The following is a 24,174-nucleotide window of genomic DNA, read 5'->3' as shown; positions in this document are numbered from 1 at the left end:
CGGATCGGGCCGGAATCGAGACGCCACGGCTCCGGCCCGAAGCGTTCCCCGCGTCCTGTCCCGTCAAGGCGAGGTTTCGGCCTCGGGCGAAATCATGCCGATGCCTGGGCGAAGGTGAGGCCTGCCGTTGAAAGAGCCCGGGATAAGCCTTTCGACGCTGGTGTCTCCGGCGTCGGATCGCCTCCGCGCGCGAGGCCAGGGCATCGGCATCATGGGGGATCGTCGCGCAGCCTCCGGCCGATGCGGGGCCGGGCGCGTCGGCATGGCTTAAGAACCCTTAAACCCGCCGCATTTAGGCTGCCGAAACGAGGCCGGAACCGTCCCGCCGGACGGCTCGGGAGCCGGGGCGAGGGAGCCTCTCGGGTAGGGTCGTCCCGTCCCGCTCCCGAGGGTTCCGGTCAGAGACGGTGGCAGGGCGCGCTCCCGAACGGAGCCCGCCCGACCCGCACGCATGGATCGGCATGGCGAAGGCAAGCGGACGCAAAGCACGCAGCGAACCGAGTTTCGACATCCCGGAAGGGAGCGATCCGGCGCGCCTCGACGTGCGCCTGTCGCGCGGCGACCGCACGGCGGGGGCCGCCTCGCGCGGAGCCGGCCGGGCGGCGGGCGGGGCCGCACCCGCCCCTGTTCGCAGGAAATCCGGCGGCGGCGGCGGGAAGCCGCCGCGGCGACGGCGCTCCTGGCTCGGGCGGATCGTCCAGGGCCTCCTCGTGCTCGGCATCTGGGGCGTGATCGCGCTCGCCGGCCTCGTCGCCTACCACGCCTCGCAATTGCCGCCGATCGATCAGCTCGCCGTGCCGAAACGGCCGCCGAACATCGCGATCCTGGCAAGCGACGGAAGCTTGCTCGCCAACCGCGGCGAGACCGGCGGACGGGTCGTGTCGATCAAGGAATTGCCGCCCTACCTGCCCCGCGCCTTCGTGGCGATCGAGGACCGGCGCTTCTACGACCATCTCGGCGTCGATCCGGTCGGCATCGCCCGCGCGGTCACCCAGAACCTGACCCGCCGCGGTCTGGCCCAGGGCGGATCGACCCTGACGCAGCAGCTCGCCAAGAACCTGTTCCTCACCCCGGAACGGTCCGCCTCGCGGAAGATCCAGGAGGCGATCCTGGCCCTCTGGCTGGAGCACAAATACACGAAGGACGAGATCCTCGAACTCTACCTCAACCGGGTCTATTTCGGTGCCGGCGCCTACGGCGTCGAGGCGGCGGCGCAGCGCTATTTCGGCAAGCCCGCCAAGAACGTGACACTGGCCGAGGCCGCCATGCTCGGCGGGCTCGTCCAGGCGCCCTCGCGTCTGGCCCCCAACCGCAATCTCAAGGCCGCCCAGGCCCGGGCCGCCCACGTGCTCGCCGCCATGGAGGAGCTGGGCTTCGCCAAGGCGCCGGACGTGAAGCTGGCGCTCGCCCAGCCCGCGCGCCCCGCCTCCGCCCGCGGCGGCGGCTCGCCCAATTACGTCGCCGACCTCGTGATGGACGTGCTCGACGACTTCCTGCCGAAGTTCGAGGACGACATCGTGGTCTCGACCACGGTCGATTCCGGCCTCCAGGGCGCGGGCGAACGGGCACTGACGGGCGAGTTGAACGCCAAGGGCGCCCGCTACAATGTCGGCCAGGGCGCCCTCGTCTCGATGCGGCCGGACGGGGCGATCCGGGCCCTGATCGGCGGGCGCGACTATGCGCAGAGCCAGTTCAACCGCGCCACCACGGCCAAGCGCCAGCCCGGCTCGGCCTTCAAGCCCTTCGTCTACCTCGCCGCGGTCGAGCGGGGCCTGACCCCCGACACGGTGCGGGAGGACGCCCCGGTCCGCATCGGCAATTGGGCGCCGGAGAACTACTCGCACAATTACAGCGGCCCGGTGACCCTGCGCGATGCCCTGGCCCAGTCGCTCAACACCGTGGCGGTGCGGCTCGGCCAGGAGGTCGGGCCGAAGGCCGTGGTGCAGACGGCCCAGCGGCTCGGGATCAGCTCGGCCCTCCAGGCCAACGGCTCCCTCGCGTTGGGCACCTCCGAGGTGACCCCGCTGGAACTGGTCGGCGCCTACTGCGCCTTCGCCAATGGCGGCACCGGCGTGATCCCCTACGTGATCGCCAGCATCAAGAGCGCCACCGGCAAGGTCCTGTACAAGCGCAACGAGGGCGGGCTCGGCCGCGTCGTCGACCCGAACGCCGTCGGCATGATGAATGCCATGCTGCACGAGGTCTTCACCTCGGGCACGGCCAAGAAGGCCGACATCCCCGGCTGGGAGCTCGCGGGCAAGACCGGCACCAGCCAGGATTTCCGCGACGCGTGGTTCATCGGCTACTCGGCGACGCTCGTCACCGGAATCTGGCTCGGCAACGACGACGGCGAGCCGACCAAGAAGGCCTCGGGCGGCAGCCTGCCCGCCGAGATCTGGAAGGCCTACATGACGACCGCGCTGAAATCGGACCGGCCGACCGGGCTGCCCGGGATCAACCGGTGGCGCGCCCGCCCCCAGGTGGCCAATGCGGGCGATCGCGAGGACGGTCCCGGCGGCCTGATCGGCGCGCTCCTCGGCGAACCGGAGCGCACGGCCTCCGTGCCGCCCCGCCCGGGGCCCACCGGACGCGGCGCGGCGCGGGGCCAGGGTCCGAGCCAGGACGACCGCAACTTCCTCGAGAAACTGTTCGGGATCGGCGAGTAGCGCCGCCTCCGACCGCTCCGGCCTCCCGAGCCGGCCGGGGGCGACGGATCCGTCATCGCGCCGGATTGAATCGTGGGGGCGGGTTGCGCCACATTCGCGCCATCTTGCGGGCATGACCCTCGCAAGGTGCGAACCGGCCGCGCCGTCGCCGCCCCCGCCTCAGAGGATCCCCCGTGTCGTCCCCCCTGCCCGACCGCCGCGCCGATGGCCCGAGGCCGTTCGCGCACGGAGCGGGTTCGACGCCCGTCCGCTCCCGGAGCCGCGTCTGATGCTGCCGCACCATCGCTGGTTCTGGCTCCTCATCCTGCTCGCCTGCGGCGGCGCGGGGCTCCTCTACAACGTCATCTTCGCGGGCGGTGCGAGCCCCGCCGCGGGCTTCACCTACGGCATCTGCGTCGGCACCGCGGCCCTGGCCTTCGACCGGGGAGTGCTGCTCGCCGGGATGCAGGCGCGCATCCGCCGCCTTCCGGCCGGGCTCTACGTGGTGGCCGCGGAGCTGTCCTACGTGGCGATGATCGTCGCCGGCAACGCGCTCGGCGGCTTCTTCGTGTGGCTGTTCGGCCTGACGCCGGACCCCTTGGCCGAGGCCGTGCGCACGACGCCGCGGGTGCTGGCCTACGCCCTGGCGGTCTCGGCGCTGCTCGTCTTCGTGATCCGGATGCGCGACCTCATCGGCGGGGAGGTCTTCATCAACTTCCTGGTCGGGCGCTACCACCGGCCGGTGGAGGAGGAGCGCATCTTCCTGTTCCTCGACGTGGTCGGCTCCACCGCCTTTGCCGAGACCCACGGCGATCTGAGAGCGCAGGAATATCTCGGCGCGGTCTTCGCGACCCTCGCCGAGCCGGTCCGCCGCTTCCAGGGCTCGGTCGACGATTACATCGGCGACATGGCCATGATCACCTGGCCGATGGAGCGGGGCCTGAAGGACGCGCGCTGCGTCGAGTGCCTGTTCGCCGTGCGCGAGCGCATCGAGGCGGACGCCGCCGCCTGGGAGGCCCGCTTCGGCACCGTGCCGCGCCTGCGGGCGGGCCTGCATGGCGGCCCGGTGGTGACAGCCGAAGTCGGGGTCGACCGGCACAAGATCGCCTATTTCGGCGACGCCGTGAACGTGGTGGCCCGGGTCGAGGCGCTGTGCCGCCCGCTTGGCGTCGACACGCTGATCTCCGAGGATCTGCTCGCCCGCCTGCCCCGCCTGCCCAAGGACGTCGCCGCCCGCGGCCTCGGCAGCCATGCGCTGCGCGGACGCGGACGCCGCCTGTCGGTCGCGACCCTGGAGCGGAGTCCGGCCCTGCCGAGCGACGAGGCCCGCCCCCTGGCCCGCCCCCGCGAGGCGGCCAGCTGACCGGGGGGCGGCGCCCCCGTGTCAGGATCGGGGAGACCCGACCCTCAGGCCCGAGAGGCGGACGCCGCTTCTCAAAAAAGCGCCGATGCCGCACAGGACGCGGAACGCGCGTCCAAAATCCCCCAGCCCGGACGAACTCTGAGGCGGCGTCGAGGATCCGAGCGGAAGCGCCCGCCCTCCATCCTCGCGCCCGCGCCCCGCACTCGGGTCGCGCGAGGCCCCCTCACCCGGCGCGGCCTACCATTCCCATTCCGCCCCGACCCCGACCGCCGTGCGTCCGTCGCTGCCGGCCTCGCCGTTGAGCTTGATCCGGCGGGTCACGTCGTAGTTGATCGTGGCCGCCGTGTCGGCGGGCTTGGCCCCGGCCTTCACGCCGACGCTGATCCGGTCGTTGATGTAGCGCGAGGCGCCGACCGCGGGGCCGCCGCTCGCCCCGGTCGAGACGTCGAGGCTGTCGAGACCGAGCCCCTTGCGAGCCGCCTCGAACACGTCCGGTCCGCCCGCCCCGCCGGAGAGCTGCGCCACGGCCTGGGCCAGTTGCAGCGCCTGGAACGGCGACAGCCCGCCCGCCGCCTTCTTGAACAGGATGCGCGAGAGAATCTCGTCCTGCGGGAGGCTCGGATCGGAGGTGAGCGCGAAGACCGGCTGCGAGGCCGGGCCCGTGACGGCGACCCGGGCGGTCACCTCACCGGCCTTGGTCTCGGCGGCGAAATCGAGATCGGGCTGGGCGAGGTCGCCCGCGAAGAACACCCGCCCCCGGGTGAAGTCGAGCCGCTGGCCGACGAGGCTGAGACGGCCCCGCCGCATCTCGAAATCGCCGTTGGCCCGGGGGTCGCGCGAGGAGCCGGTGACCCGCAATTCGCCGCCGAGTTCGGCATCGATGCCGCGCCCGCGCACGAAGATGCGGTTCGGCGCGCTCACGATCACGTCGAGGGTGGCGTCGAAGGGGGCCGCGGCCTTCTTCCGGCTCGCGGCGGCGGCGAGCTGCGCCTTGCGCTCGCCGCGCTGGGCGAGGCGCGCGCGCACCTCGGGCGGGGTGTTGACGTGGCGGATGCCGGGCAGCGGCTGCACCGTGGCGGGCAGCCGGTCGGGCACGGCGACGTCGATCGAGACCACATCGACCCGGCCGGCGATCTTCGGGGTGCGGGCGAGCGGGCCCGACAGGGCGAGGTTGAGGCTCGTGACCGCGGTCATCAGCGGGCTCGACACCAGCTCGGCCCGATCCGCGGTGATCCGCAGCGAGCCGGGGAAGCCCGAAGCCGGCTCGACCGCGACCCGGCCGTCGACCGTGAGGCGCCCGCCGTTGCGGGTCGCCGCGGTGAGGCGCTCGATCACGAGGGTGTCGCCGCGGCCGCTCACCCGGCCGGTGATGTCGGTGAGGCGGATGCCGTTGAGCGGATCGGTGAGGCTGCCGCCGGACAAGGTCGCCGAGCCCTCGACCCGCGGCGCGGCGACCGTGCCGGTCACGCCCGCATCGAGGGCGACGCGGCCCGCCACGCGCTGACCGCCGGTGCTCAGCATCGAGTTGGCGAGGGCCGCATCGAGGGTCCCGCGGGCGCGCAGGGTCAAGGGGCCGCCGGGCTCGACGGGGATCGAGCCGGTCACGCTCACCTCGGCGCCGCGTCCGGCGGAGACGCGGCCGTCGAGGCTGGCGGCGCCAGCGCCGAGGGTGCCGCTGGCCCGGGCATCGATCGGCGGCAACCCGGCCTTGCGGGTTTCCGGCGTGACGAGCCGGGCGACGCTGAGGGCGTAGCGTCCCTCGGGCCGGGCGGCGCTGCCCCGCAGGTCGGCCTCGCCCTCCAGGGTGCCGGAGAGCGCGAGGCTCGGGGAGGCGATCCGGGCGAGGGCGAGGGGCAGGGCGCGGATGCCGATCTTGAGGTCCAGCGCCTCGCCCGCGCGGCCCTGGACGCTGACCCGGCCGGAGCCGGCGGCGATCACCAGATTGTCGATCAGCGCCGACGCGCCGTCGAGGGTGATCGCGGCGGGGCCGGCCAGGGCGAGGCGGTCGCCGCCGCGCTGGGCCGAGAACCGGGCGATCTCGATGCGGGTGCGCTCGGCCGGGATCAGCCGGGCGGCGCCGTCGAGGGCGAAGCCGCGGGCCTGGGCGGTGAGCGCGAGGTCGCTCGCCGCGGCGGTGCCCGCGGCCGTCAGCCGGACCGTATCGATGGTCTGGCCGGCGGCGACAAGCCGGTCGAGGCTCGCCCGCCCGTCGAGGACGGGCCGCGCCCGCAGATCCCGGCCGGTCAGGTCGGCATCGAGCTTGGCCAATCCGTAGCGGTCGTAGCGCAGGTTCGTGCCCGTCGCCCGGATCGCGGCGTCCTGGCGTCCGCCGTCGCGGGAGAGGGTCACGGCGGCGTCGAGGCTGCCGCCCATGGCGCCGAGCGCCAGCGCCGAGAGATCGGCGAGATCGCCCGCCCGCACAGTCAGTGCGCCCTCCCCCAGGAGGTTCTCCGAATCGACGGTCGCGCGCCCATCGATCGTCACCGAGCCGAGGGCGAAGGCGAGGCGGTCGAGGGCGTAGTCGGTCTTCGTCGGCCGGGCGAGATGGGCCTCGGCCCGCAGGGGCTTGCCGGCCACGTCGCCGGCGAGCCGGACGGTGCCGTCGAGGGCGCCGGTGAGGTCGGCCAGCGCCGCGTCGAGGCGCAGATCGCGGATCGCACGCCCGTCTGCCATGGCGTTCGGGGCCCGCAGCGCGAGGGTCAGATCGGGCTTGCGCAGGGAGCCCGTGACGCGCGCATCGGCGCTCGCGGCCCCGGCGAGCCGCCCGTCGAGGGCCGACAGGGCCTTCAGGTCGATCCGGCCGGTCACGTCGGCGGACCGGGCGGTGGCCTGTCCCTGGAGGGTCGCGGCCATCTCCGCGCCTTCGAAGCGCAGGCGCTCGAAGCCGTAGCCGTCGTAGGTCTGGAACACGCGCCCCGTGAGCACGGGGGCGCGGCCGACGAGGCGGTCGGAGACGGCATCACCCAGCACCATCCCGCCGCCGCGCAGATCGAGATCGGCGGCGAGCGCCTTGCGGGCCGGGTCGCCGCTCAGGATCGCCCGGGCCTCAAGGCGACCGGCAAGGTCGCGGCCGGCGACGCCCGAGAAGGCGCCGAGATCGGAGAGCGCCGCCTGAAGCGTGCCGGTCAGAAGGTTCTGGCCGATCCGGCCGGCATAGGAGGCCCGGCCCGTATCGGCGTCGAGGGTCAAGGTCGTGACGTCGAGGATGCCGTCGGCGCCGGCACTGGCCCGCAGCACCAGCGTCCCCCGGGCACCGATCGCCCGGCGCAGGGCCGGATCGGCGAGCGACAGACCCTCCACCTGGCCGTCGGCGGTGATCGTGAAGCGCTGCGCCTTCGGGTCGAGGCCCGCGGGCTCGACGGCGAGCTGCGCCTCGACCCGCTCCAGGGAGGACCCCTTGGTGCGCAGGCCCGCGGCCTTGAGGGCGCCCCGCACCCGCGGCGCCGTGAGCGGGCCCTTCAGCGTGCCGTCGAAGACGAGCGTCTCCAGCTCGGTCTCGGCGGCCTTCGTCACGCGGCCCTCGGTCGGCACCGCGCGGGCCTCGATGCGGAAATCGGCGCTGCGATCGGCGGTCAGGGTGCCGGCGACGCCGAGCCGCGCCGTCCGCGAGGTCAGGTCCATCCGGTCGATGCGGAAACCGCCCGCATCGGCGAAGGCCATGCCGCCTTCGAGCTTGGTCGTACCCGAGAAGATCGCGGCGGCCGGCCCCGGCACGAGGCCCTCGATGCGCGAGGCGAGATCGAGGCTGAGGCGCCGGTCGCTGCCGATGCGCGAGAGCCGGGCGCCGCCCTTGGCGCCGATCTCGGGGCCGGCGTCGAAATCCAGCGTCGCGTTGAAGGAATCGAGCGTGCCGCGCCCGTCGAGATCGAAATTGATGGGCGGCGTGCCGGGGAGGTTGGCCGCCTTCGACAGGAGGCCGCCCTCGGGCTCGACGAGGCTCGCCTTCACCTCCAGCCGCTCGCCCTTGGGCACGAACAGCAGGCGGGCGTCGAACTGCCCGGCCGCGTCGAGGCGCCGGGCCAGGACCGCGAGGTCGAGCCCCTCGGAGGGGCTGCCGAGCTTGACCTTGCCGTCCGCCGCGAGCCGGGCCGGCTGGCCCGCGACGCTCTCGCCGAGCACCAGTTCGGCGAGCCGGAAGGCCTTGATCTCGACCTTGACCGGCAGGTCCGGCAGCAGGCTACCGTCGGGCTCGGCCTCCTCCGGAACCGGGCCGGGCACCGGCTTGCGCAGGATTTCGAGGCGGCCGACCTCCAGGCTGTCGACCTCGAGCCGGCCGGCCAGCAGAGCGAGGCGGCGCCAGACCAGCCGGGCGCGATCGAGCTTGAGCCAGGGCCCTTCGGAATCGCTGATCACGACGTCGCGGATCGTCGCGTCCGAAGACAGGGCCCCGTCGATGCCGCCGATCGTGACCTGGGAGGACGGGGTCGAGAGAACCTTGGAGAGGAGGCCGCCGAGCACCGTCTTCTCGCCGTCGGCCGCGCGGGTGCGGTCGGTCGGGATCAGGGCCGCGGCGAGGAGCAGACCCAGCACGGCGAGCGCGGCCACGCCCCCGCGGATCTTCCCGCGGAGCCCCCGCCGCCCCGGTCGGGCAGGCCCGCGATCCGTGGAGGGGAGGCTCGAGCCGCGCGCCTTGCGAAAAAATCCCATTCAGAAGGCCTGTCCGAGACTGATGTACAGGGCGACCGGGCGCTCGCGGTTTCCCTTGATCCGGTCGAGGGGGAAGGCGACGTCCACGCGGATCGGGCCGATGCCGGTGTAGTAGCGGAGACCCAGGCCGACGGCCTTGCGGATACGCTCATCGAAATCCGGCAGCTCGGAGGCGAAGGCGGTGCCGGCATCGAAGAACGGCACGATGCCGATCGTGTCGGTGACCTTGATGCGGGCCTCGATCGAGGCCTCGAGCAGGCTGCGCCCGCCGATCGGCAGGTTGAAGGGACCGCGCGGGCCGAGGGTGCGGAAGGCGAAGCCGCGCACCGAACCGCCGCCGCCCGCGAAGAAGCGGAAATTGTCCGGGATCTCGTCGAGCCGCGCGCCGGAGACCGAGCCGAAGCCGATCCGCCCGGCCAGGATGTAGTTCGCGTCCTCGTCGAGCGCGTAATAGGTCGAGCCCTGCGCCTTGGCGACGAAGATGCCCGGATCCGAGCCGAGGAAGCCCGGATAGGGCGCGGCGGAGGCCTGGAAGCGGATGCCCTTCGTCGGGTCGAGCAGGTTGTCGGTGGAATCGTAGGTGACCGAGACCGGCACGCCGATCAGGCGGTAATCGACGGTGCCGATCGCGTCCTTGGAGCGGCCGACCTGACCGTCGAGGCCGACCTGGGCCGAGAAGGTGTCGGAGAAGCGGTGGCGCACCGCCACCGAGACGCCGGCGGCGTCCACGAAGTAGCTCTGCTGCACTTCGCGGGTCACGAAGGCGTTGGCGAGCAGGTCGTTGCGGGTGCCCCAGAGCGCCGGCTTCACGAAGGTGGCCGAGAGGCGCCCGCCGAGGCCCGAGGTGTTGATGCCGGCGAGCTTGCGGGCTTGCGCGAAGGGGTCGTAGCCGAGGCCGAGATAGTAGAGGTCGGCGTCGAGCCGAAGTGTCTCGGAGCCGCCGAACAGGTTACGGTTGGCGTAGTAGGCGCGCACGCCCGGGCCGTCGACCGTGGAGTAGCGGGCCGAGACGCCGATGAGGTTGCGCTCGCGCTCGGTCACCTCGACGAAGACCGGCAGGTTCCCCTGCGCGTCGAGGCGCTCGCCCTCGCGCACCCGCACGGCGCCGAGGCCCTCGATCCGGGCGACCGAGCGGCGGATGTCGCTGATCGCCTGGGGCGAGTAGGGATCGCCCGGCTCGGTATAGATGAAGGAGCGGATCACCGCGGGGTCGACGCCCTCGGGCGCGCTCACGGCCACCGCGCCGATGCCCGCCTTGGGGCCCGGATCGACCGTGAAGGTCACGTCCATGACATGGGCGGCGTCGTCCACCACCGGATCGCGGGAGACCGCCTTGGCGAAAGGATGGCCCAGGCTGCGGAAGCGGTCGACGATCCTCGCCTCGCGGGCGAGCACGGTGGCGGAGCGGGCCGGCAGGTCGTCGCCGGGCCGGGTCAGGCGCTCGGGCAGGACCTCGTCGGGGAAGGGTCTGCCGCGGGGATCGAGGGCGCGCACGGAGCGCACAGTGTAGGCGGGGCCGAGATCGACCGCGATCCGCACCGGCACCAGCGTCCGGGCCCGCGCGCCCTCCGCTGCCCGGGCGGCGGCGGCGAGGGAGGCCTCGCCGGTGACGGGCACCCCATCGATGCGGATCGAGACCGTGCCCTGGTAATAGCCGTAGCCGGACAGCACGTCGGTCAGGCGGCGCAGGTCGGCCTCGGCCCGGCGCACCAGGCCCTCGCCGTCGGGCGGCGCCTCCTGGCGCAGCCGGTACAGGGTCGAGGTGTCCTGCAGCGCGCTCAGAATGTCGGAATCGTCGGTGCCGGTGATGCGCAGGCTGTAGGGCAGCGCCGTCGGGCTCGGGGCGGGCGGCGCCTCCTCCGAGCCGAACAGGCCGAACAGGTCGAAGGCGGCCGCCGGCTGCGGATGGCCGAGCGCCAGGGCGACACCCAGGAACACGCCTCCGGTCACGGACGAACGCAGCGGGCAGTTCTTCCGGACATTCATGCGATGCGGCGGGTCCGTCGTCTGGCGCGGGGTCGATGCCTCCGGTTAAAGCATCATTGGGTAAACTACCCGTCGCCGCGGGCCGGGGCTACCCGGCCACGGTTGGCACAGCGCCGACTCAAGCGATGGTGAGGCCCCCGGCGCCCGGCGCCCGCCCGCTGTGACCTTTCGGCTACTCGTCCTCCTCCATCAGCGTGATCTGCGGCGGCAGGGGCAGGGTGATCGTGCAGCGCAGGCCGTCCGGCTCGTAGGCGAGGCTGGTCTGCGCCTTCAGCTCGTAGCGCAGACTGCGCACGAGCACCTCGGTGCCGAAGCCCTGCCGGGGCGGCTGGGCCGGGAGGTTCTCCAGTCCGGTCTCGGTCCAGACCAGGGTGAGCCCCCCGCGCGGCTCGCCCGGGACGAGGGTCCAGCGGATGGCGATGCGCCCGTGCGGCACCATCAGGGCCCCGTGCTCGACCGCGTTCACGGTGAGTTCGTGGATCGCCAGGGCGATGATTTCCGCCGCGCCGGGGCGCAGGCGCAGGTTCGGTCCCGCGATCGCGACCTGATCCCCCTCGCGGGCGAGATGGGCCAGCAGCTCGTCGGCGATGAGCGCATGCAGGGCCACGCCCTCGGGCACGCTGCGCAGGAGGGCGCCGAGCACGCGGGCGATGGCGTCGAGCCGCCCGTCGAGATGGGCCGCGTAGGTCTCGACGGACTCCGAGGTCTCGGCCGAGCGGCGGATGATGGCGCGCAGCATGGCCAGGGTGTTGCGCACCTGATGGCGCTGCTCGGCGGGAAGCCCCTTCTCGTCGAGGAACCGTCGCAGGCGCCGGTTCTCCGCCTCAAGTTCCGCGATGCGTGCGTCCTGCCCGTCCTGGGTCATCGCCTCAGCCTTTGTCTCGGCCACTCTCGGAGCATCGGCCGGTGGTCACCGGTCAGTCGTCGTGGAGGATCGATGGATCGCGCTCGTGGTGCAGGTAGGCGGGATCGAAGAGCGAGGCGGCCCGCAAAGCGGCAAAGTCGGGGATCGTGAGCTGACGCCCGCGCAAACGGATCAGGCCGGCGGCCCGCAATTCCTTCAGGGTGCGATTGATGTGCACCGTCGAGAGTCCCATGGCATCACCCAGGTCGGCCTGCGTGATGGGAAACTCGCAACTCGTCTCCGAGGTCAGGCCCACGGCTTTCAGCCGCATGAACAGCTCGCAGAACAGGTGACCCAACCGCTCGGTGGCGAGACGCTGGCCCAGGCTCACGGTCCATTCCCGCTGGATGGCCGCGGTCACGAGCATCTCCCACCACAGCGCCTCCGACAAGGTCCGGCTCTCCGCCGAGATCTCGCGGATCGCCGCCTCGGGGATCTCGGCCAGGAGGACGGGTGTCAACGTGCCGAGGGAATGATCCATCTTGCGCAGGACGAAGACGTGCGGATCGCACAGATCTCCGGGAAGAAAGATCGAGATCACCTGACGGCGTCCATCTTCCAGCTGCTTGTACCGGCAGGCCCAGCCTTCGAGGATCAGGTTGACGTGGCGCGGACGATCGCCGTCACGGATCACGTCCTCCCGCGGACCGAGACGGCGCGTGGTCTGGACAACCCGCTCCAACGCCTGCCTCTCCCCGGAGGTGAGACGAGCGAAGTGCTCCAACTTGCGAATGAGAGGGTTGACCACAGGGTCTCCTTACCGATTCGCAACAGCCTAGCCTCCGTCGGAGCCTTCGGAATTCACGAAGGTTACATCGTTCGTCGAGCGCGGCGTGCGGCTGTGCGGCAACGTTCAATCGGCTGTGCATAAGGCAGGCGCGATCGGCCTGAGGCACAGCTTTGCACGATCTGCCGATACAGCGCGATGACCATAAAGATCAACGATACGCATCAACAACGATCGGCCGCCTCAATGGCTCCCATGCGCGAAAGACATCGCTGTCTCCGCCGTCCGAGAGTGCTGGCGCCGTGAGGAAGGTTTGGTGGGGGAAGTAGGACTCGAACCTACGAAGCTTACGCAGCGGATTTACAGTCCGCCCCCTTTGCCGCTCGGGACATTCCCCCAAACCGCTTTCGCCGCGGCCAGAGAATGGCGCTTCGCGGCGGGCGAGGCCCTTATGGTGAGGGCGCGAGCGGGTGTCAACCGATCCTGGAGCAATCGGCGCGCGGCGATCGCCCACCGACTTTGCCGGCTTCCGGACGGTCCCGGAGGCGCTCCGGACCGCGCCCCGCGGCCGGTGCCGCGGCCCGTCAGGAACAGGGCGCGAGATCGCAGACGCGCAGCTGCGCCCGCTCGGCGCCGCGCCAGCGATCACAGGAGAGCGTGCCGGCGACGTGGAAGGTGCGGCCGATCCCGCCGAGCAAGGCGGCGCCGACCGGCCCCTGCACCGCCCGGAAGGCGATGGCGCCCAGCGTCTGGCCGTCGCCGCTGGCGAAGCGGGCACGGACATGGCCGTTGCCGACGATGGCCGCATCGACGAGGCGATGGCGCGGCAGCGCCATCACCGGCTCGGGCGCCCCCTGCCCGAACGGGCCCGCCCGCTGGATCAGGCGCACCATCTCCGCGGTGGCGCCCCCCGCGCTCACGGTCCCGTCGATGAGCAGGGCCTCGGCCGCGCGGGCCTGCGCCACCGCCGCGGACAGGGCCCCCGTGAGCCCCTCGCCGAACCCCGGCAGCGCACCGCGCGCCAGCGTCACCCCCGCCGCCATGGCATGGCCGCCGCCCTTCAGCGCCCGGCCCGCCTCGACCGAGGCGCGCACCGCCGCGCCGAGATCGGCGCCCGCCACCGAGCGCCCCGAGCCGACGGCCGTGCCGTCGGGTTTCACGGCGAAGGCGAAGGCCGGGCGGCCGAAGCGCTCCTTCAGGCGGGCGGCGATGAGCCCGACGATCCCCGGATGCCAGTCGAGCGAGGCGGCGACCAGCACGGGGCGGTCGGGATCGGCCAGGAGCTGGCGGTCCATCTCGGCCTCGGCCTCGGCCACCGCCTGCGCCTCGATCGCCTGCCGCTCGCGGTTGAGCCGGTCGAGTTCCTCGGCGATGCGGCGCGCCTCCAGGGGGTCGGCGGTGGTCAGCAGGCGCGCGCCGAGACCCGCATCGCCGATGCGCCCGCCGGCATTGATGCGCGGCCCGAGCAGGAAGCCGAGATGCCACGCCTCCGGCGGCTCGGCGAGGCCGGCCGCGTCGAGGAGCGCGGCGAGACCGGGACGCCCGCGCCCGCGCATCACCGTCAGGCCCTGGATCACGAAGGCCCGATTGAGCCCGACCAGGGGCACCACATCGGCCACGGTGGCGAGCGCCACAAGGTCGAGGCTGTCGGTGAGGCGCGGCCCCTCCCCGCCCCCGAAGGCGCCGTCCGCCCGCAGGCGCCGGGCGAGCGCCACGAGGGTCATGAACACAACGCCCGCCGCGCAGAGATGGCCGAGGCCAGACAGGTCGTCGAGGCGGTTGGGGTTCACCACCGCCCGGGCCGGCGGGAGTTCCTCGGGCGCGCCGTGATGGTCGAGCACGATCACGTCGAGGCCGAGGGCGCCAGCCGCCGCGAGCGGTTCGTGGCCGGCCGTGCCGCAATCGACGCAGACGAGGAGCCGCGCGCCCTCCTCCGCGAGCACCGTGACGGCGCCGACATTCGGGCCGTAGCCCTCGGTGATCCGGTCGGGGATGTGGATGCGCACCGGCACGTCGAGCCCGCGCAGATACGCGGCCAGGAGCGCCGCGCTCGCCGCGCCGTCCACGTCGTAATCGCCGAAGATCGCCACCGGCTCCTTGCGCCGTACGGCTGCGGCGAGGCGCTCGACCGCCGCCGCCATGTCGACCAGCACGGCAGGGTCCGGCATCAGGTCGCGCAGGCGCGGGGCAAGGTAGCGCTCGGCCTCCGCCGGACGCACGCCGCGCCCGGCCAGCACCCGGGCGAGCAGGTCGGGCAGGCCATAGCCCTGCGTCATGGTGGTGGCGAGCGCCTGCAGCCCCGGATCGGCGCAGCGCTCGCGCCAGGGATGCCCGAGCACCGACGCGTCGATGCCGAGGAAGCTGGGTTCGGGGCGGGGGAGAGCGGTGGCGGACACGGGCGCCAGCATAGCCGGTTCCCCCGCCCGTGACTGCGCCCCGCAAACGACAGCGGGGCGGGCGATCGTCTCGCCCGCCCCGCCGATGAGACCGAGGATGACTCGGTCAGAGGTTCTTGAGGATCGAGTCGACGACCTTCTTGGCGTCGCCGAACAGCATCATCGTGTTGTCGCGGAAGAACACCTCGTTCTCGACGCCCGCGTAGCCCGAGCCCATGCCGCGCTTGATGAACAGGACCGTCTTGGCCTTCTCCACGTCGAGGATCGGCATGCCGTAGATCGGCGAGGCCTTGTCGGTCTTGGCGGCCGGGTTGGTGACGTCGTTGGCGCCGATCACGAAGGCCACGTCGGCCTGCGGGAACTCGCCGTTGATGTCCTCCAGCTCGAACACCTCGTCGTAGGGGACGTTGGCTTCGGCGAGCAGCACGTTCATGTGGCCCGGCATGCGGCCCGCGACCGGGTGGATCGCGTACTTCACGTCGACGCCTTCCTTCTTCAGCAGGTCGGCCATCTCGCGCAGGGAGTGCTGCGCCTGGGCGACCGCCATGCCGTAGCCGGGGACGATGATGACCTTCTCGGCGTTCTTCATGATGTAGGCCGCGTCGTCCGCCGAGCCCTGCTTGACGGGGCGCGTCTCGACCTGCCCGCTGCCGGCCGCCGCGGTGTCACCGCCGAAGCCGCCGAGGATGACCGAGATGAACGAGCGGTTCATCGCCTTGCACATGATGTAGGACAGGATCGCGCCCGAGGAGCCGACGAGCGATCCCGTGATGATCAGCGCGAGGTTGCCGAGCGTGAAGCCGATGCCGGCCGCCGCCCAGCCCGAGTAGGAGTTCAGCATCGAGACGACGACGGGCATGTCGGCGCCGCCGATCGGGATGATGAGCAGGCCGCCGAGGGCGAACGACAGCAGCACGATGAGCCAGAAGACGAGCTTGCTCTCGTTGCCGATGAAGATCGCGATCAGCACCACCAGGGCGAGGCCCAGGGCGATGTTGATGGCATGCCGCTGCGGCAGCATGATCGGCTTGCCGGACATGCGCCCGTCGAGCTTGGCGAAGGCGATGACCGACCCGGTGAAGGTGACCGCGCCGATGGCCGCGCCGAGGGCCATCTCGAACAGCGACTCCTTGTGGATGTGGCCGTTCTCGAGGATGCCGACCGCCTGGGGGGCGTAGAGCGTCGCCGCCGCGCCCGCCACGGCGGCGAGGCCGACGAGGGAGTGGAACGCCGCAACGAGCTGCGGCATCGCCGTCATCGGCACCCGCTTGGCGATCACCGCGCCGGCGCCGCCGCCGAGTCCCAAGCCGAGCAGCACCAGGATCCAGGCGCCGAATCCCGCCGGCGGATGGCCGATCAGGGTCGTGAACACGGCGAGCGCCATGCCGATCATGCCGTACAGGTTGCCCTGTCGCGACGTGGTGGGGTGCGAGAGCCCCCGCAGCGCCATGATGAACAGGACGCCGGCGACGATGTAGAGGAGGGATGAGACGTTTTCAGACATCGCCTCAGGCCTTCTTCTTGTACATGGCGAGCATGCGCTGGGTGACGAGGAAGCCGCCGAAGATGTTCACGGAGGCGAGCACGATACCGATGAAGCCGAAGAACCGGGCCACGCCGGTGCCCTTCTCGATGAGCGGCACGCCGGCCGCGAGCAGCGCGCCGACGATGATGACCGACGAGATCGCGTTGGTGACCGACATCAGTGGGGTGTGGAGCGCCGGGGTCACCGACCAGACGACGTAGTAGCCGACGAAGATCGCGAGCACGAAGATCGCGAGCTGGAACACGGTGGGATCGACGGCGCCGTGGGTGGCGGCGGCGACGCCGTGCCCGAGGGCATCGGCGATGGATTGCGCCTGTTCGGCGTTTTTCTGAGCGATATCGGCCGCGGCTCGAGCGGCCGCCGCAGCGGCCTGAGCCTGATCTGCGGCGGAGACGGGTAGGTTAGCCATGTCGTGATCCTCCGCGCTCGGTCAGGCTTTGGGCTGGAAGTTCGGGTGAACCACCTGACCGTCGCGGGTGAGGTTGGTGGCCTTCACGAGTTCGTCGTCCCACTTCACCGCGAGCGACTTCGCCTCCTTGTCGACCATGGTCTCGACGAAGGCGTAGAGGTTGCGGGCGTAGAGGCTGGACGCGGTCGCCGCGAGGCGGCCCGGCACGTTGGTGTGGCCGACGATCTTCACGCCGTTGCCGACGGTGACGATCTCGCCGGCCTTGGCGCCCGCGACGTTGCCGCCGCGCTCGACCGCGAGGTCGATCAGCACCGAGCCGGACTTCATCGAGGCGACCATCTCCTCGGAGACGAGCTTCGGCGCCGGGCGGCCCGGGATCAGGGCCGTGGTGATGACGATGTCCTGCTTGGCGATGTGGCCCTTGACCAGCTCGGCCTGCTTCTTCTGGTACTCGGCCGACATCTCCTTGGCGTAGCCGCCGGAGGTCTCGGCCGACTTGAACTCCTCGTCCTCGACCGCGACGAACTTGGCGCCGAGCGACTCGACCTGCTCCTTGGTGGCGGGGCGGACGTCGGTGGCGGTCACCACGGCGCCCATGCGGCGGGCGGTGGCGATCGCCTGGAGGCCGGCGACGCCGACACCCATGATGAAGATGCGCGCGGCGGGCACGGTGCCGGCGGCGGTCATCATCATCGGCAGGGAGCGGCCGTACTCGGCGGCGCCGTCGACCACCGCGCGGTAGCCCGCGAGGTTGGCCTGGGAGGAGAGCACGTCCATCACCTGCGCCCGGGTGATGCGGGGCATCAGCTCCATGGCGAAGGCGTCCAGGCCGGCGTCGGCGATGGCCTTCAGCTCGTCCTCGTGGCCGTAGGGATCCATGATGGCGATGACGGTGGCGCCCTTGCCGATCTTGCCGATCTCCTCGGCATTCGGACGGCGCACCTTCAGGACGAGGTCGGCCCCGGACAGGGTCTCCTCGACCGAGGACGCGATCTTGGCCCCGGCCGCCTCGTATTCGGCGTCGGGCACGCCGGCATCCTTGCCGGCTCCCGATTGGACCACCACCTCGCCGCCCAGGCCGACGAATTTCTTGACCGTTTCAGGGACGGCGGCGACCCGCGGCTCCGCGGGGTCCGCCTCCGTCAGGACGGCGATACGCATTCGGTTGCTCCCGTTCTTACAGCCGCCCATTCGGCGCGCCGGTATCCGAGCTGTTGGACGGCCAGTTTCTCAAGCAAAGGGCCGGCCGTTTAGCGGCCGGCCCTGTCGGAACCTCAACTCAGGAAGAGGACGGCCAGAAGGGCCAGGAAAAGTCCGGCCTGCGCCTTCCAGCCAATCGCTGGAACGAAGGCGCCCAGAGCGGCGAGGCCCCAGGAGACGAGCACGGCCATGATCGCCGTGATCCACGCCTCGTGCACACCGCCGATCGCCAGCGCCAGCACCCAGCAGAGAACCGTCACGGTCCCGATTTCGACGAAGCGGATGAAGCCCCGATAGGTCTGTTCGTGGGTCTTCTCGTCCATCGCCGGGCTGTAGCTCAAGCCCGAGAGGGTCTTCGTTTCCGCCATTGCGTGTCCGTCCCCGACATTCGTTCTGCTTGTCACGCGCGGATTTAGCGCAAGGCACCGCGGGGAGCAATCAGCTTGACAGAGGGCTCGATAGGACACGAGCCGGGTTTTCTCAAGCCGGCTCGGCGGTTCGATCAGCAATCGTCCGACCGATTCTTCGATGGCATCGCCGGCCGCGAACGTCAGCGGCCGCTTCGGCCTGCGGCGTCATGGTCGGCCCCCGCGCGGACACTCCGCGACGCCGGACGGAAACGCTCGCCGCGCGCCGTGCGTCCGGCCCCTGACCGCATCGCGGGCACAGTGCCGCGCGCGACACGTCGCGCCGGTCGAGGCACGCCCGTGACGTCACTCCGGCAACGGCAGACCCGCCGCCGCCAGCGCCTCGCCCTGGCGGGCCGTCAGGGTGTCGAGGGAGAAGCGCTCGATCTCCGCCTCGAACAGGCGATGGTAGTTCAGCTCCGAGCGCAGGTGCAGGAACACCGCGCCGAGGCCCACGGCCGCCCGGTCCATGAACACGAATTCCTGGGGAACGGTCACCGGCCCCCGCTCCTTGAGCGCCTGATGCACCGAGAAGGCCTCGCGCCGTCCATAGGCGCCGGGCTCGATCCCGTCGGCGACCGTGCGGGTGCGGTCCTCCAGGAGCGGGCCGTAGATGAAGCGTGCCCAGATGTTGAGGATGTCGATGGTCGCGTTGTCGAGGCGCTTGAAGCCCCAGACCTGATAGGCGTGGACGATCCGATCCCGGTCGTTGGTCAGAAGGCCGCGGTAGAGATCGACGACGCCGCCGACGAAGCGCGGGTGGAAGATGCGCACGCAGCCATAGTCGAGCAGGTTGATGCCCTGGGCCTCGCCGCCCTCCGAGAAGACGGTGTAATTGCCCAGATGCGGGTCGCCGTGGATCACCGCCGCGCGGCTGAAGGGATGCCACCACGCCCGGAACATGGCCTGGGCGATCCGGTTGCGGATCTCGATCGGGGCGCCGGCGAAGTCGAGGATCCGCTCGCCGTCGAGCCAGCCGAGGGTCAGCAGGCGCTTGGTCGAGAGGTCGGGATGCACCTTCGGCACCCGCACCGATCCGATGTCGCGCAGCACGTTGCCGTAGAGGGAGGCGTGCTTGGCCTCGCGCTCGTAATCGAGCTCCTCGCGCACCCGGGCGCCGATCTCCTTGGCGATCTCGGTGGTGTCGAGCCAGGAATTCATGCGGCGATGAAAGGCGAAGGCGACCTGAAGCTGCTTGAGGTCGGCCTCCACCGCCGACTGCATGTCGGGGTATTGGAGCTTGCAGGCGAGCGGCGTCCCGTCGAGGGAGACGGCGCGGTGCACCTGCCCCAGCGAGGCGGCCGCCGCCGGCTTCAGATCGAAGCTCCCGAAGCGGCTCTGCCAGTCGGACCCGAGCTCGGCCATCATCCGCCGCTTGACGAAGGCGGCGCCCATCGGCGGCGCGTCCGCCTGCAATTTCTGCAACTCCGCCGCATATTCGGGCGGGAGCAGATCGGGAACGGTGGCGAGAAGCTGCGCCACCTTCATGATCGGCCCCTTGAGCCCGCCGAGCGCCTGGGCGAGCGCCGCGGCGTTGGTGGGGGCCGCGCCGTCCTTGCCGCCGAACAGCCGGGCGGCGGCCATGCGGGCGGCCACGCCCCCGACATTGGCCCCGACGCTGGCGTAGCGGCTCGCGCGGGCAGTGAAGCGGTTGGCTTCGCGGTCGGTCTCGGCCATGGCCTTGCGGATCTGTCCTGCTGGGGAACAGTCCGGAGATAGGCCCTGCCCCGCCCCACGCCCAGGGCGCTGGGACGGCGCGCCGCGGACCGTCCGGCCCGGCCCGTCGTCCCGAAGTGAGCCGGACAGGCCGGTTGCGGGGCCGAGATCCGCGCGGTCGCGGGTCTCGGAATCGGCGCTGCCCGCGCGCGACGTACGGGCCACGAGCCCGCGTGCGTGCGGGGGCTCGTGGCCGGCTTTTTCGGAGGAGCCGGCGTTCCCTCCCAGGCCGAGGTGCTAGTGGGTCTCCATCCCCTCGAGCTCCGCGATCATGCCCTCGATCATCCCGAGGCCGATCTGCCAGAAGGCCGGGTCGCTCGCGTCCAGGCCGAACGGCTTGAGCAACTCGCCATAGGGCTTCGAGCCACCGGCCGAGAGGAGCGCGAAGTAGCGCTCGACGAAGCCGCTCTCGGCCTGGGCGTAGACGCCGTAGAGCGAGTTCACGAGGCAGTCGCCGAAGGCATAGGCGTAGACGTAGAACGGCGAGTGGATGAAGTGCGGGATGTAGGCCCAGAACGGCTCGTAGCCCGCATCCAGGGTGATCGCCGGCCCGAGGCTCTCGGCCTGAACCGACATCCAGAGGGCATTGATCTCGTCGGCGGTCAGCTCGCCCTCGACGCGGGCGAGATGGACCTTGCGCTCGAAGCTGTAGAACGCGATCTGGCGCACCACCGTGTTGATCATGTCCTCGACCTTGGCCGCCAGCATCGCCCGGCGCTGGGTCGAGTCGGTGGTCTCGGCCAGAAGCTTGCGGAAGGTCAGCATCTCGCCGAACACGCTCGCGGTCTCGGCGAGGGTGAGCGGGGTGGGGGCCATGAGGGCGCCGTTGGGGGCGGCGAGCACCTGATGCACGCCGTGGCCGAGCTCGTGCGCCAGCGTCATCACGTCCCGCGGCTTGCCCTGGTAATTGACCAGCACGTAGGGGTGCGAGGACGGCACGGTCGGGTGGGCGAAGGCGCCGGGCGCCTTGCCGGGGCGGGTCGGCGCGTCGATCCAGCCGCCGTCGAAGAATTGCTTCGCGATGCCCGCCATGTCGGGCGAGAACGCGTTGTAGGCATCGAGCACCGTGTCGCGGGCCTGCGCCCAGGGAATGGTGCGCTGTTCGACCTTCGGCAGGGGGGCGTTGCGGTCCCAGTAGGGCAGCGCCTCGACCCCGAACCACTTGGCCTTCAGGCGGTAATAGCGGTGCGACAGGCGCGGATAGGCGGCGCGCACGGCGTCCACCATCGCGGCCACGACCTCCGGCTCGACCCGGTTCGAGAGGTGGCGGGCATCCGCCACGTCCTTGAAGCCGCGCCAGCGGTCGGAGATCTCCTTGTCCTTGGCCAGGGTGTTGGTGATGAGGGTGAAGACCCGCAGGTTCGCCCGCAGGGTGTCGCCGATGGCGAGCGCCGCCTCCCGGCGCACGGCGCCGTCCGGGTCCTGGAGCTTGTTGAGCGTCGGCTCCAGGGTCAGCCGCTCGCCCCCGACGGGGAAGCGGAGCGCGGCGATCGTCTCGTTGAACAGCCGGTCCCAGGCGGCGTTGGCCGTGACCGACTTCTCGAGGAACAGCTTCTCGGTGCGGTCGTCGAGCTGGAAGGGCTTCTCCCGGCGCAGGTCCTCGATCCAGGGACGGTAGCGGGCGAGCGGCTCCTGCGCCGTCGCCTGGTCCATCACCGCATCCTCGACCCGGTTGAGTTCGAGCCCGAAGAACAGCAGGTGCCCGGAGGCCGCGGTCAGCCGCTCGCGGGTGTCGCCGTAGAACTTGGCGCGGGTCTCGTCGGTCGTGTCGCCGGAATAGACGAGGCCGGCATAGGACATCAGCCGGCCCATCAGGTCCTCGATCCGCTCGAAGGCCATCACCGCCCGGCCGAGCTCGACCGGGGCATCCGGTCCGGCGGCGATGTCGCGAATCCGGCCGGCATAGCGCTCGGAGAAGGCGCGGCACTCCGTCTCGGCCCGGGTGAGGTCCTCGCGGAAGGCCGGCGCGTCGATGCCGGCATAGAGGTCGCTCAGGTCCCATTCGGGCAGCACGCCGAGTTCGGCCGCCTGCGCCACGCCGCGCAGGGCGGCGGCCCCGTCGGGTACCCTCGGCAGGTCCCTCAAGAGAGCGGAGAGGCTGGTACGGCTCGGCATGGTGTCGGTGCTTCCTTGGAAGGGCCGTGGACAAGGTCGGGAGACCCAGCCGCGTTCCCGCCCCTGATATCGAGCGGTCCGCGCTCCCGATCAACCGGGTTGGCCGGGCGCACCAAACGGCCGCGCAAGCCCCCATGCGGGGTCTTCAGCGGAAAGTGAGGCTGTCGTTAAGCGCCGCTTTACGCATCTGAGCGACCTTGTGCGCCGAAACGAAACAGCTCCGCCCAGCGCTCGACCGGTTCCCCGCGGGAGACGGCGCGCGGGCGGCCGGGTTCAGCGGAAAGCGAGGCGCCCCGCATGTCGACCACCGTCCTGATCATCGACGACGATCCCGTGCAGCGCCGCCTTGCCGAGGCGATGGTGCGCCGCCTCGGCTTCGAGCCGCGGATCGCCGAGAACGGCCATGACGGGCTCAACCTGCTGCGCTCGGGCGAGGGCATCGACGTGGTGCTGCTCGACCTCGTCATGCCCGGCGGCCTGGACGGGCTCGGGGTCCTCGCCGAGATGCGGAAGGGGGGCATCGATACCCCGGTCATCGTCCAGACCTCGAACGGCTCGATCGACGCCGTCGTCAACGCCATGCGGGCCGGCGCCGTCGACTTCGTGGTCAAGCCGGCCGGGGCCGAGCGGCTCCAGGTCTCGATCAAGAACGCCCTGCGGGTCGATCAGCTGGAGGAGGAGGTGCGCCGGATGCGCCGCCGCGCCTCCGGGTCGCTGGGCTTCAAGGACCTCGCCTCGAAGAGTCCGGACATGGACCGGGTGATCCGGCTCGCCGAGCGGTCGGCGAAATCCAACATCCCGGTTCTGATCGAGGGCGAGTCGGGCGTCGGCAAAGAGGTGCTGGCGCGGGCGATCCAGGGCTCGGGCGACCGCCGCGGCAAGCCCTTCGTCACCGTCAATTGCGGGGCGATCCCCGAGAACCTCGTGGAATCCACCCTGTTCGGGCACGAGAAGGGCGCCTTCACCGGCGCCACCGAGAAGCATGTCGGCAAGTTCGTCGAGGCCTCGGGCGGCACGCTGTTCCTCGACGAGATCGGCGAGTTGCCCCTCGACGCGCAGGTGAAGCTGCTGCGGGCGCTCCAGGAGGGCGAAGTCGATCCCGTCGGCGGCAAGCGCGCGGTGCGCGTCGACATCCGCCTGATCTCGGCGACGAACCGCTCGCTCCTCGATCTCGTCAAGCAGGGCAAGTTCCGCGAGGACCTCTATTACCGCCTCAACGTCTTCCCGATGACCCTGCCCCCGCTGCGGGCGCGGCGCGAGGACATCCCGGACCTCGCGCGCTCGTTCTGCGCCCGCTTCGCGGCCGAGGAGGGCAAGCGCCTGCGCGGGATCAGCGCGGAGGCGATGGCCCTGCTCTCCCGCTATGCCTGGCCCGGCAACGTGCGCCAGCTCGAGAACGCGCTGTTCCGCGCCGTGGTGCTCGCCGACGGCGACGAGCTGACGGTGGCGGAGTTCCCGCAGATCGCCGCACAGGTGGAGGGCTTCGACGTGCGCATCCCGCCGGCGCCCAGCCAGCCGTCCCTGCCCGCGGGCGGGATGGAGCCGGTGCGCGAGATCGTGCGGGTCGAGGTGCGCGATCCCCATGCCATGTCGCTGGTCGTCGAGGACACCGGCGAGATGAAGACCATGGACGTGATCGAGGCCGAGGCGATCCGCTTCGCCCTGCAATTCTATCGCGGCCGCATGTCCGAAGTGTCCCGCCGCCTCGGAATCGGCCGATCCACCCTCTACCGCAAGCTCAAGGAGCTCGGCCTCGACGAGGAGGAGCGCTCCGAGGACGCGGCCTGACGGCGGCCCCCGGACGACCCGGACAGGGTCGTCCGGGACCCGGCGCGAGGCCCCTTCCACCGTGCGGTTGCACACGGCCGCGCTTCGAACGATGATCTTTAACGATGGTCGCGGCGCATTCGGCCGTCGCCAGGGAGAGCCGCCATGCGCGCTGAAACCGGAGCCGGATCGGGCGTTTGGCGGATTCTGTCCGTCGCGCTCGCCGCGCTGCTCGCCCTCGCTCCGGCGAGCCGGGCCGAGGAGGCGGGCCCGACGATCCGCAAGGCGGCGGTCGAGGCCGGCGAGGCCGCGCCCGCCATGCCCGGCCAGACCGGCCCCGCCGTCG

15 protein-coding genes and 1 tRNA gene are annotated in these 24,174 nt (G+C 71.5%); 4 read left to right on the top strand and 12 right to left on the bottom strand.

All coding sequences use genetic code 11. The features are described from left to right. Nucleotides 1-461: 461 nt before the first annotated feature. Both LW587_RS07835 and LW587_RS07830 read left to right on the top strand, forming a co-directional pair. Complete coding sequence (locus tag LW587_RS07835; RefSeq protein WP_232629028.1) at nucleotides 462-2,666, top strand: transglycosylase domain-containing protein; 2,205 nt, start codon at nucleotides 462-464, stop codon at nucleotides 2,664-2,666. 268 nt (nucleotides 2,667-2,934) lie between these two features. Next, nucleotides 2,935-4,008, top strand: coding sequence for an adenylate/guanylate cyclase domain-containing protein (locus tag LW587_RS07830; RefSeq protein ID WP_232629027.1), 1,074 nt, complete (start codon nucleotides 2,935-2,937; stop codon nucleotides 4,006-4,008). Nucleotides 4,009-4,245: 237 nt separating this feature from the next. Here the strand turns inward: LW587_RS07830 and LW587_RS07825 are convergent, their stop codons facing one another. The 12 genes from LW587_RS07825 to LW587_RS07770 all read right to left on the bottom strand — a co-directional run bounded on the left by LW587_RS07825 (nucleotide 4,246) and on the right by LW587_RS07770 (nucleotide 22,061). Beyond that, the gene (locus tag LW587_RS07825) at nucleotides 4,246-8,655 is read right to left on the bottom strand and encodes a translocation/assembly module TamB domain-containing protein (RefSeq protein WP_442919101.1); all 4,410 of its coding nucleotides are present in this window, start codon (nucleotides 8,653-8,655) and stop codon (nucleotides 4,246-4,248) included. Further along, nucleotides 8,656-10,641, bottom strand: coding sequence for an autotransporter assembly complex protein TamA (locus LW587_RS07820; RefSeq protein WP_232629025.1), 1,986 nt, complete (start codon nucleotides 10,639-10,641; stop codon nucleotides 8,656-8,658). A 172-nt stretch (nucleotides 10,642-10,813) separates the two neighbouring features. Further along, nucleotides 10,814-11,506: an HWE histidine kinase domain-containing protein gene (locus tag LW587_RS07815; RefSeq protein WP_232629024.1), complete on the bottom strand. Its 693-nt coding sequence runs from the start codon at nucleotides 11,504-11,506 to the stop codon at nucleotides 10,814-10,816. A 52-nt stretch (nucleotides 11,507-11,558) separates the two neighbouring features. Then, nucleotides 11,559-12,293 carry a Crp/Fnr family transcriptional regulator gene (locus LW587_RS07810; RefSeq protein WP_232629023.1) on the bottom strand — a complete coding sequence of 245 codons (735 nt, stop codon included), beginning with the start codon at nucleotides 12,291-12,293 and terminating at the stop codon, nucleotides 11,559-11,561. A gap of 293 nt (nucleotides 12,294-12,586) precedes the next feature. Continuing rightward, nucleotides 12,587-12,670 (bottom strand) — tRNA-Tyr (locus tag LW587_RS07805). 186 nt (nucleotides 12,671-12,856) lie between these two features. Beyond that, nucleotides 12,857-14,680, bottom strand: coding sequence for a single-stranded-DNA-specific exonuclease RecJ (gene recJ / locus LW587_RS07800; RefSeq protein ID WP_232629022.1), 1,824 nt, complete (start codon nucleotides 14,678-14,680; stop codon nucleotides 12,857-12,859). 94 nt (nucleotides 14,681-14,774) lie between these two features. Further along, nucleotides 14,775-16,172, bottom strand: a complete 1,398-nt coding sequence (locus tag LW587_RS07795) for an NAD(P)(+) transhydrogenase (Re/Si-specific) subunit beta (protein WP_232629021.1) — start codon at nucleotides 16,170-16,172, stop codon at nucleotides 14,775-14,777. Nucleotides 16,173-16,176: 4 nt separating this feature from the next. After that, the gene (locus LW587_RS07790; RefSeq protein WP_232629020.1) at nucleotides 16,177-16,623 is read right to left on the bottom strand and encodes a proton-translocating transhydrogenase family protein; all 447 of its coding nucleotides are present in this window, start codon (nucleotides 16,621-16,623) and stop codon (nucleotides 16,177-16,179) included. Between the two features lie 21 nt (nucleotides 16,624-16,644). Then, a complete protein-coding gene (locus LW587_RS07785) occupies nucleotides 16,645-17,784 on the bottom strand; it encodes a Re/Si-specific NAD(P)(+) transhydrogenase subunit alpha (RefSeq protein WP_232629019.1) in 1,140 nt (379 codons plus the stop codon). Nucleotides 17,785-17,897: 113 nt separating this feature from the next. Continuing rightward, nucleotides 17,898-18,191 carry an aa3-type cytochrome c oxidase subunit IV gene (locus LW587_RS07780; protein ID WP_232629018.1) on the bottom strand — a complete coding sequence of 98 codons (294 nt, stop codon included), beginning with the start codon at nucleotides 18,189-18,191 and terminating at the stop codon, nucleotides 17,898-17,900. 345 nt (nucleotides 18,192-18,536) lie between these two features. Next, complete coding sequence (locus tag LW587_RS07775) at nucleotides 18,537-19,907, bottom strand: ABC1 kinase family protein (protein WP_232629017.1); 1,371 nt, start codon at nucleotides 19,905-19,907, stop codon at nucleotides 18,537-18,539. A gap of 276 nt (nucleotides 19,908-20,183) precedes the next feature. Further along, nucleotides 20,184-22,061: a M3 family oligoendopeptidase gene (locus LW587_RS07770; RefSeq protein ID WP_232629016.1), complete on the bottom strand. Its 1,878-nt coding sequence runs from the start codon at nucleotides 22,059-22,061 to the stop codon at nucleotides 20,184-20,186. A gap of 297 nt (nucleotides 22,062-22,358) precedes the next feature. On the opposite strand from LW587_RS07770, the gene LW587_RS07765 reads away from it, so the two are divergent. Both LW587_RS07765 and LW587_RS07760 read left to right on the top strand, forming a co-directional pair. Beyond that, nucleotides 22,359-23,849: a sigma-54-dependent transcriptional regulator gene (locus LW587_RS07765; RefSeq protein WP_232629015.1), complete on the top strand. Its 1,491-nt coding sequence runs from the start codon at nucleotides 22,359-22,361 to the stop codon at nucleotides 23,847-23,849. Nucleotides 23,850-23,993: 144 nt separating this feature from the next. Continuing rightward, nucleotides 23,994-24,174, top strand: a 181-nt coding sequence (locus LW587_RS07760) for a hypothetical protein (RefSeq protein WP_232629014.1), incomplete at its 3' end; no start/stop codon positions are given.

It is taken from the genome of Methylobacterium sp. Leaf118 (assembly GCF_920984675.1).
GTDB lineage: Bacteria > Pseudomonadota > Alphaproteobacteria > Rhizobiales > Beijerinckiaceae > Methylobacterium.
This window is presented reverse-complemented; position numbering and strand designations above follow the sequence as displayed.

Bases quoted from the DNA above. Each gene is read 5' to 3' on its own strand.
- LW587_RS07835 (WP_232629028.1), top strand. From the start codon at position 462: ATGGCGAAGGCAAGCGGACGCAAAGCACGCAGCGAACCGAGTTTCGAC.
- LW587_RS07830 (WP_232629027.1), top strand. From the start codon at position 2,935: ATGCTGCCGCACCATCGCTGGTTCTGGCTCCTCATCCTGCTCGCCTGC.
- LW587_RS07825 (WP_442919101.1), bottom strand. From the start codon at position 8,655: ATGGGATTTTTTCGCAAGGCGCGCGGCTCGAGCCTCCCCTCCACGGAT.
- LW587_RS07820 (WP_232629025.1), bottom strand. From the start codon at position 10,641: ATGAATGTCCGGAAGAACTGCCCGCTGCGTTCGTCCGTGACCGGAGGC.
- LW587_RS07815 (WP_232629024.1), bottom strand. From the start codon at position 11,506: ATGACCCAGGACGGGCAGGACGCACGCATCGCGGAACTTGAGGCGGAG.
- recJ (WP_232629022.1), bottom strand. From the start codon at position 14,680: ATGCTGGCGCCCGTGTCCGCCACCGCTCTCCCCCGCCCCGAACCCAGC.
- LW587_RS07795 (WP_232629021.1), bottom strand. From the start codon at position 16,172: ATGTCTGAAAACGTCTCATCCCTCCTCTACATCGTCGCCGGCGTCCTG.
- LW587_RS07790 (WP_232629020.1), bottom strand. From the start codon at position 16,623: ATGGCTAACCTACCCGTCTCCGCCGCAGATCAGGCTCAGGCCGCTGCG.
- LW587_RS07785 (WP_232629019.1), bottom strand. From the start codon at position 17,784: ATGCGTATCGCCGTCCTGACGGAGGCGGACCCCGCGGAGCCGCGGGTC.
- LW587_RS07780 (WP_232629018.1), bottom strand. From the start codon at position 18,191: ATGGCGGAAACGAAGACCCTCTCGGGCTTGAGCTACAGCCCGGCGATG.
- LW587_RS07775 (WP_232629017.1), bottom strand. From the start codon at position 19,907: ATGGCCGAGACCGACCGCGAAGCCAACCGCTTCACTGCCCGCGCGAGC.
- LW587_RS07770 (WP_232629016.1), bottom strand. From the start codon at position 22,061: ATGCCGAGCCGTACCAGCCTCTCCGCTCTCTTGAGGGACCTGCCGAGG.
- LW587_RS07765 (WP_232629015.1), top strand. From the start codon at position 22,359: ATGTCGACCACCGTCCTGATCATCGACGACGATCCCGTGCAGCGCCGC.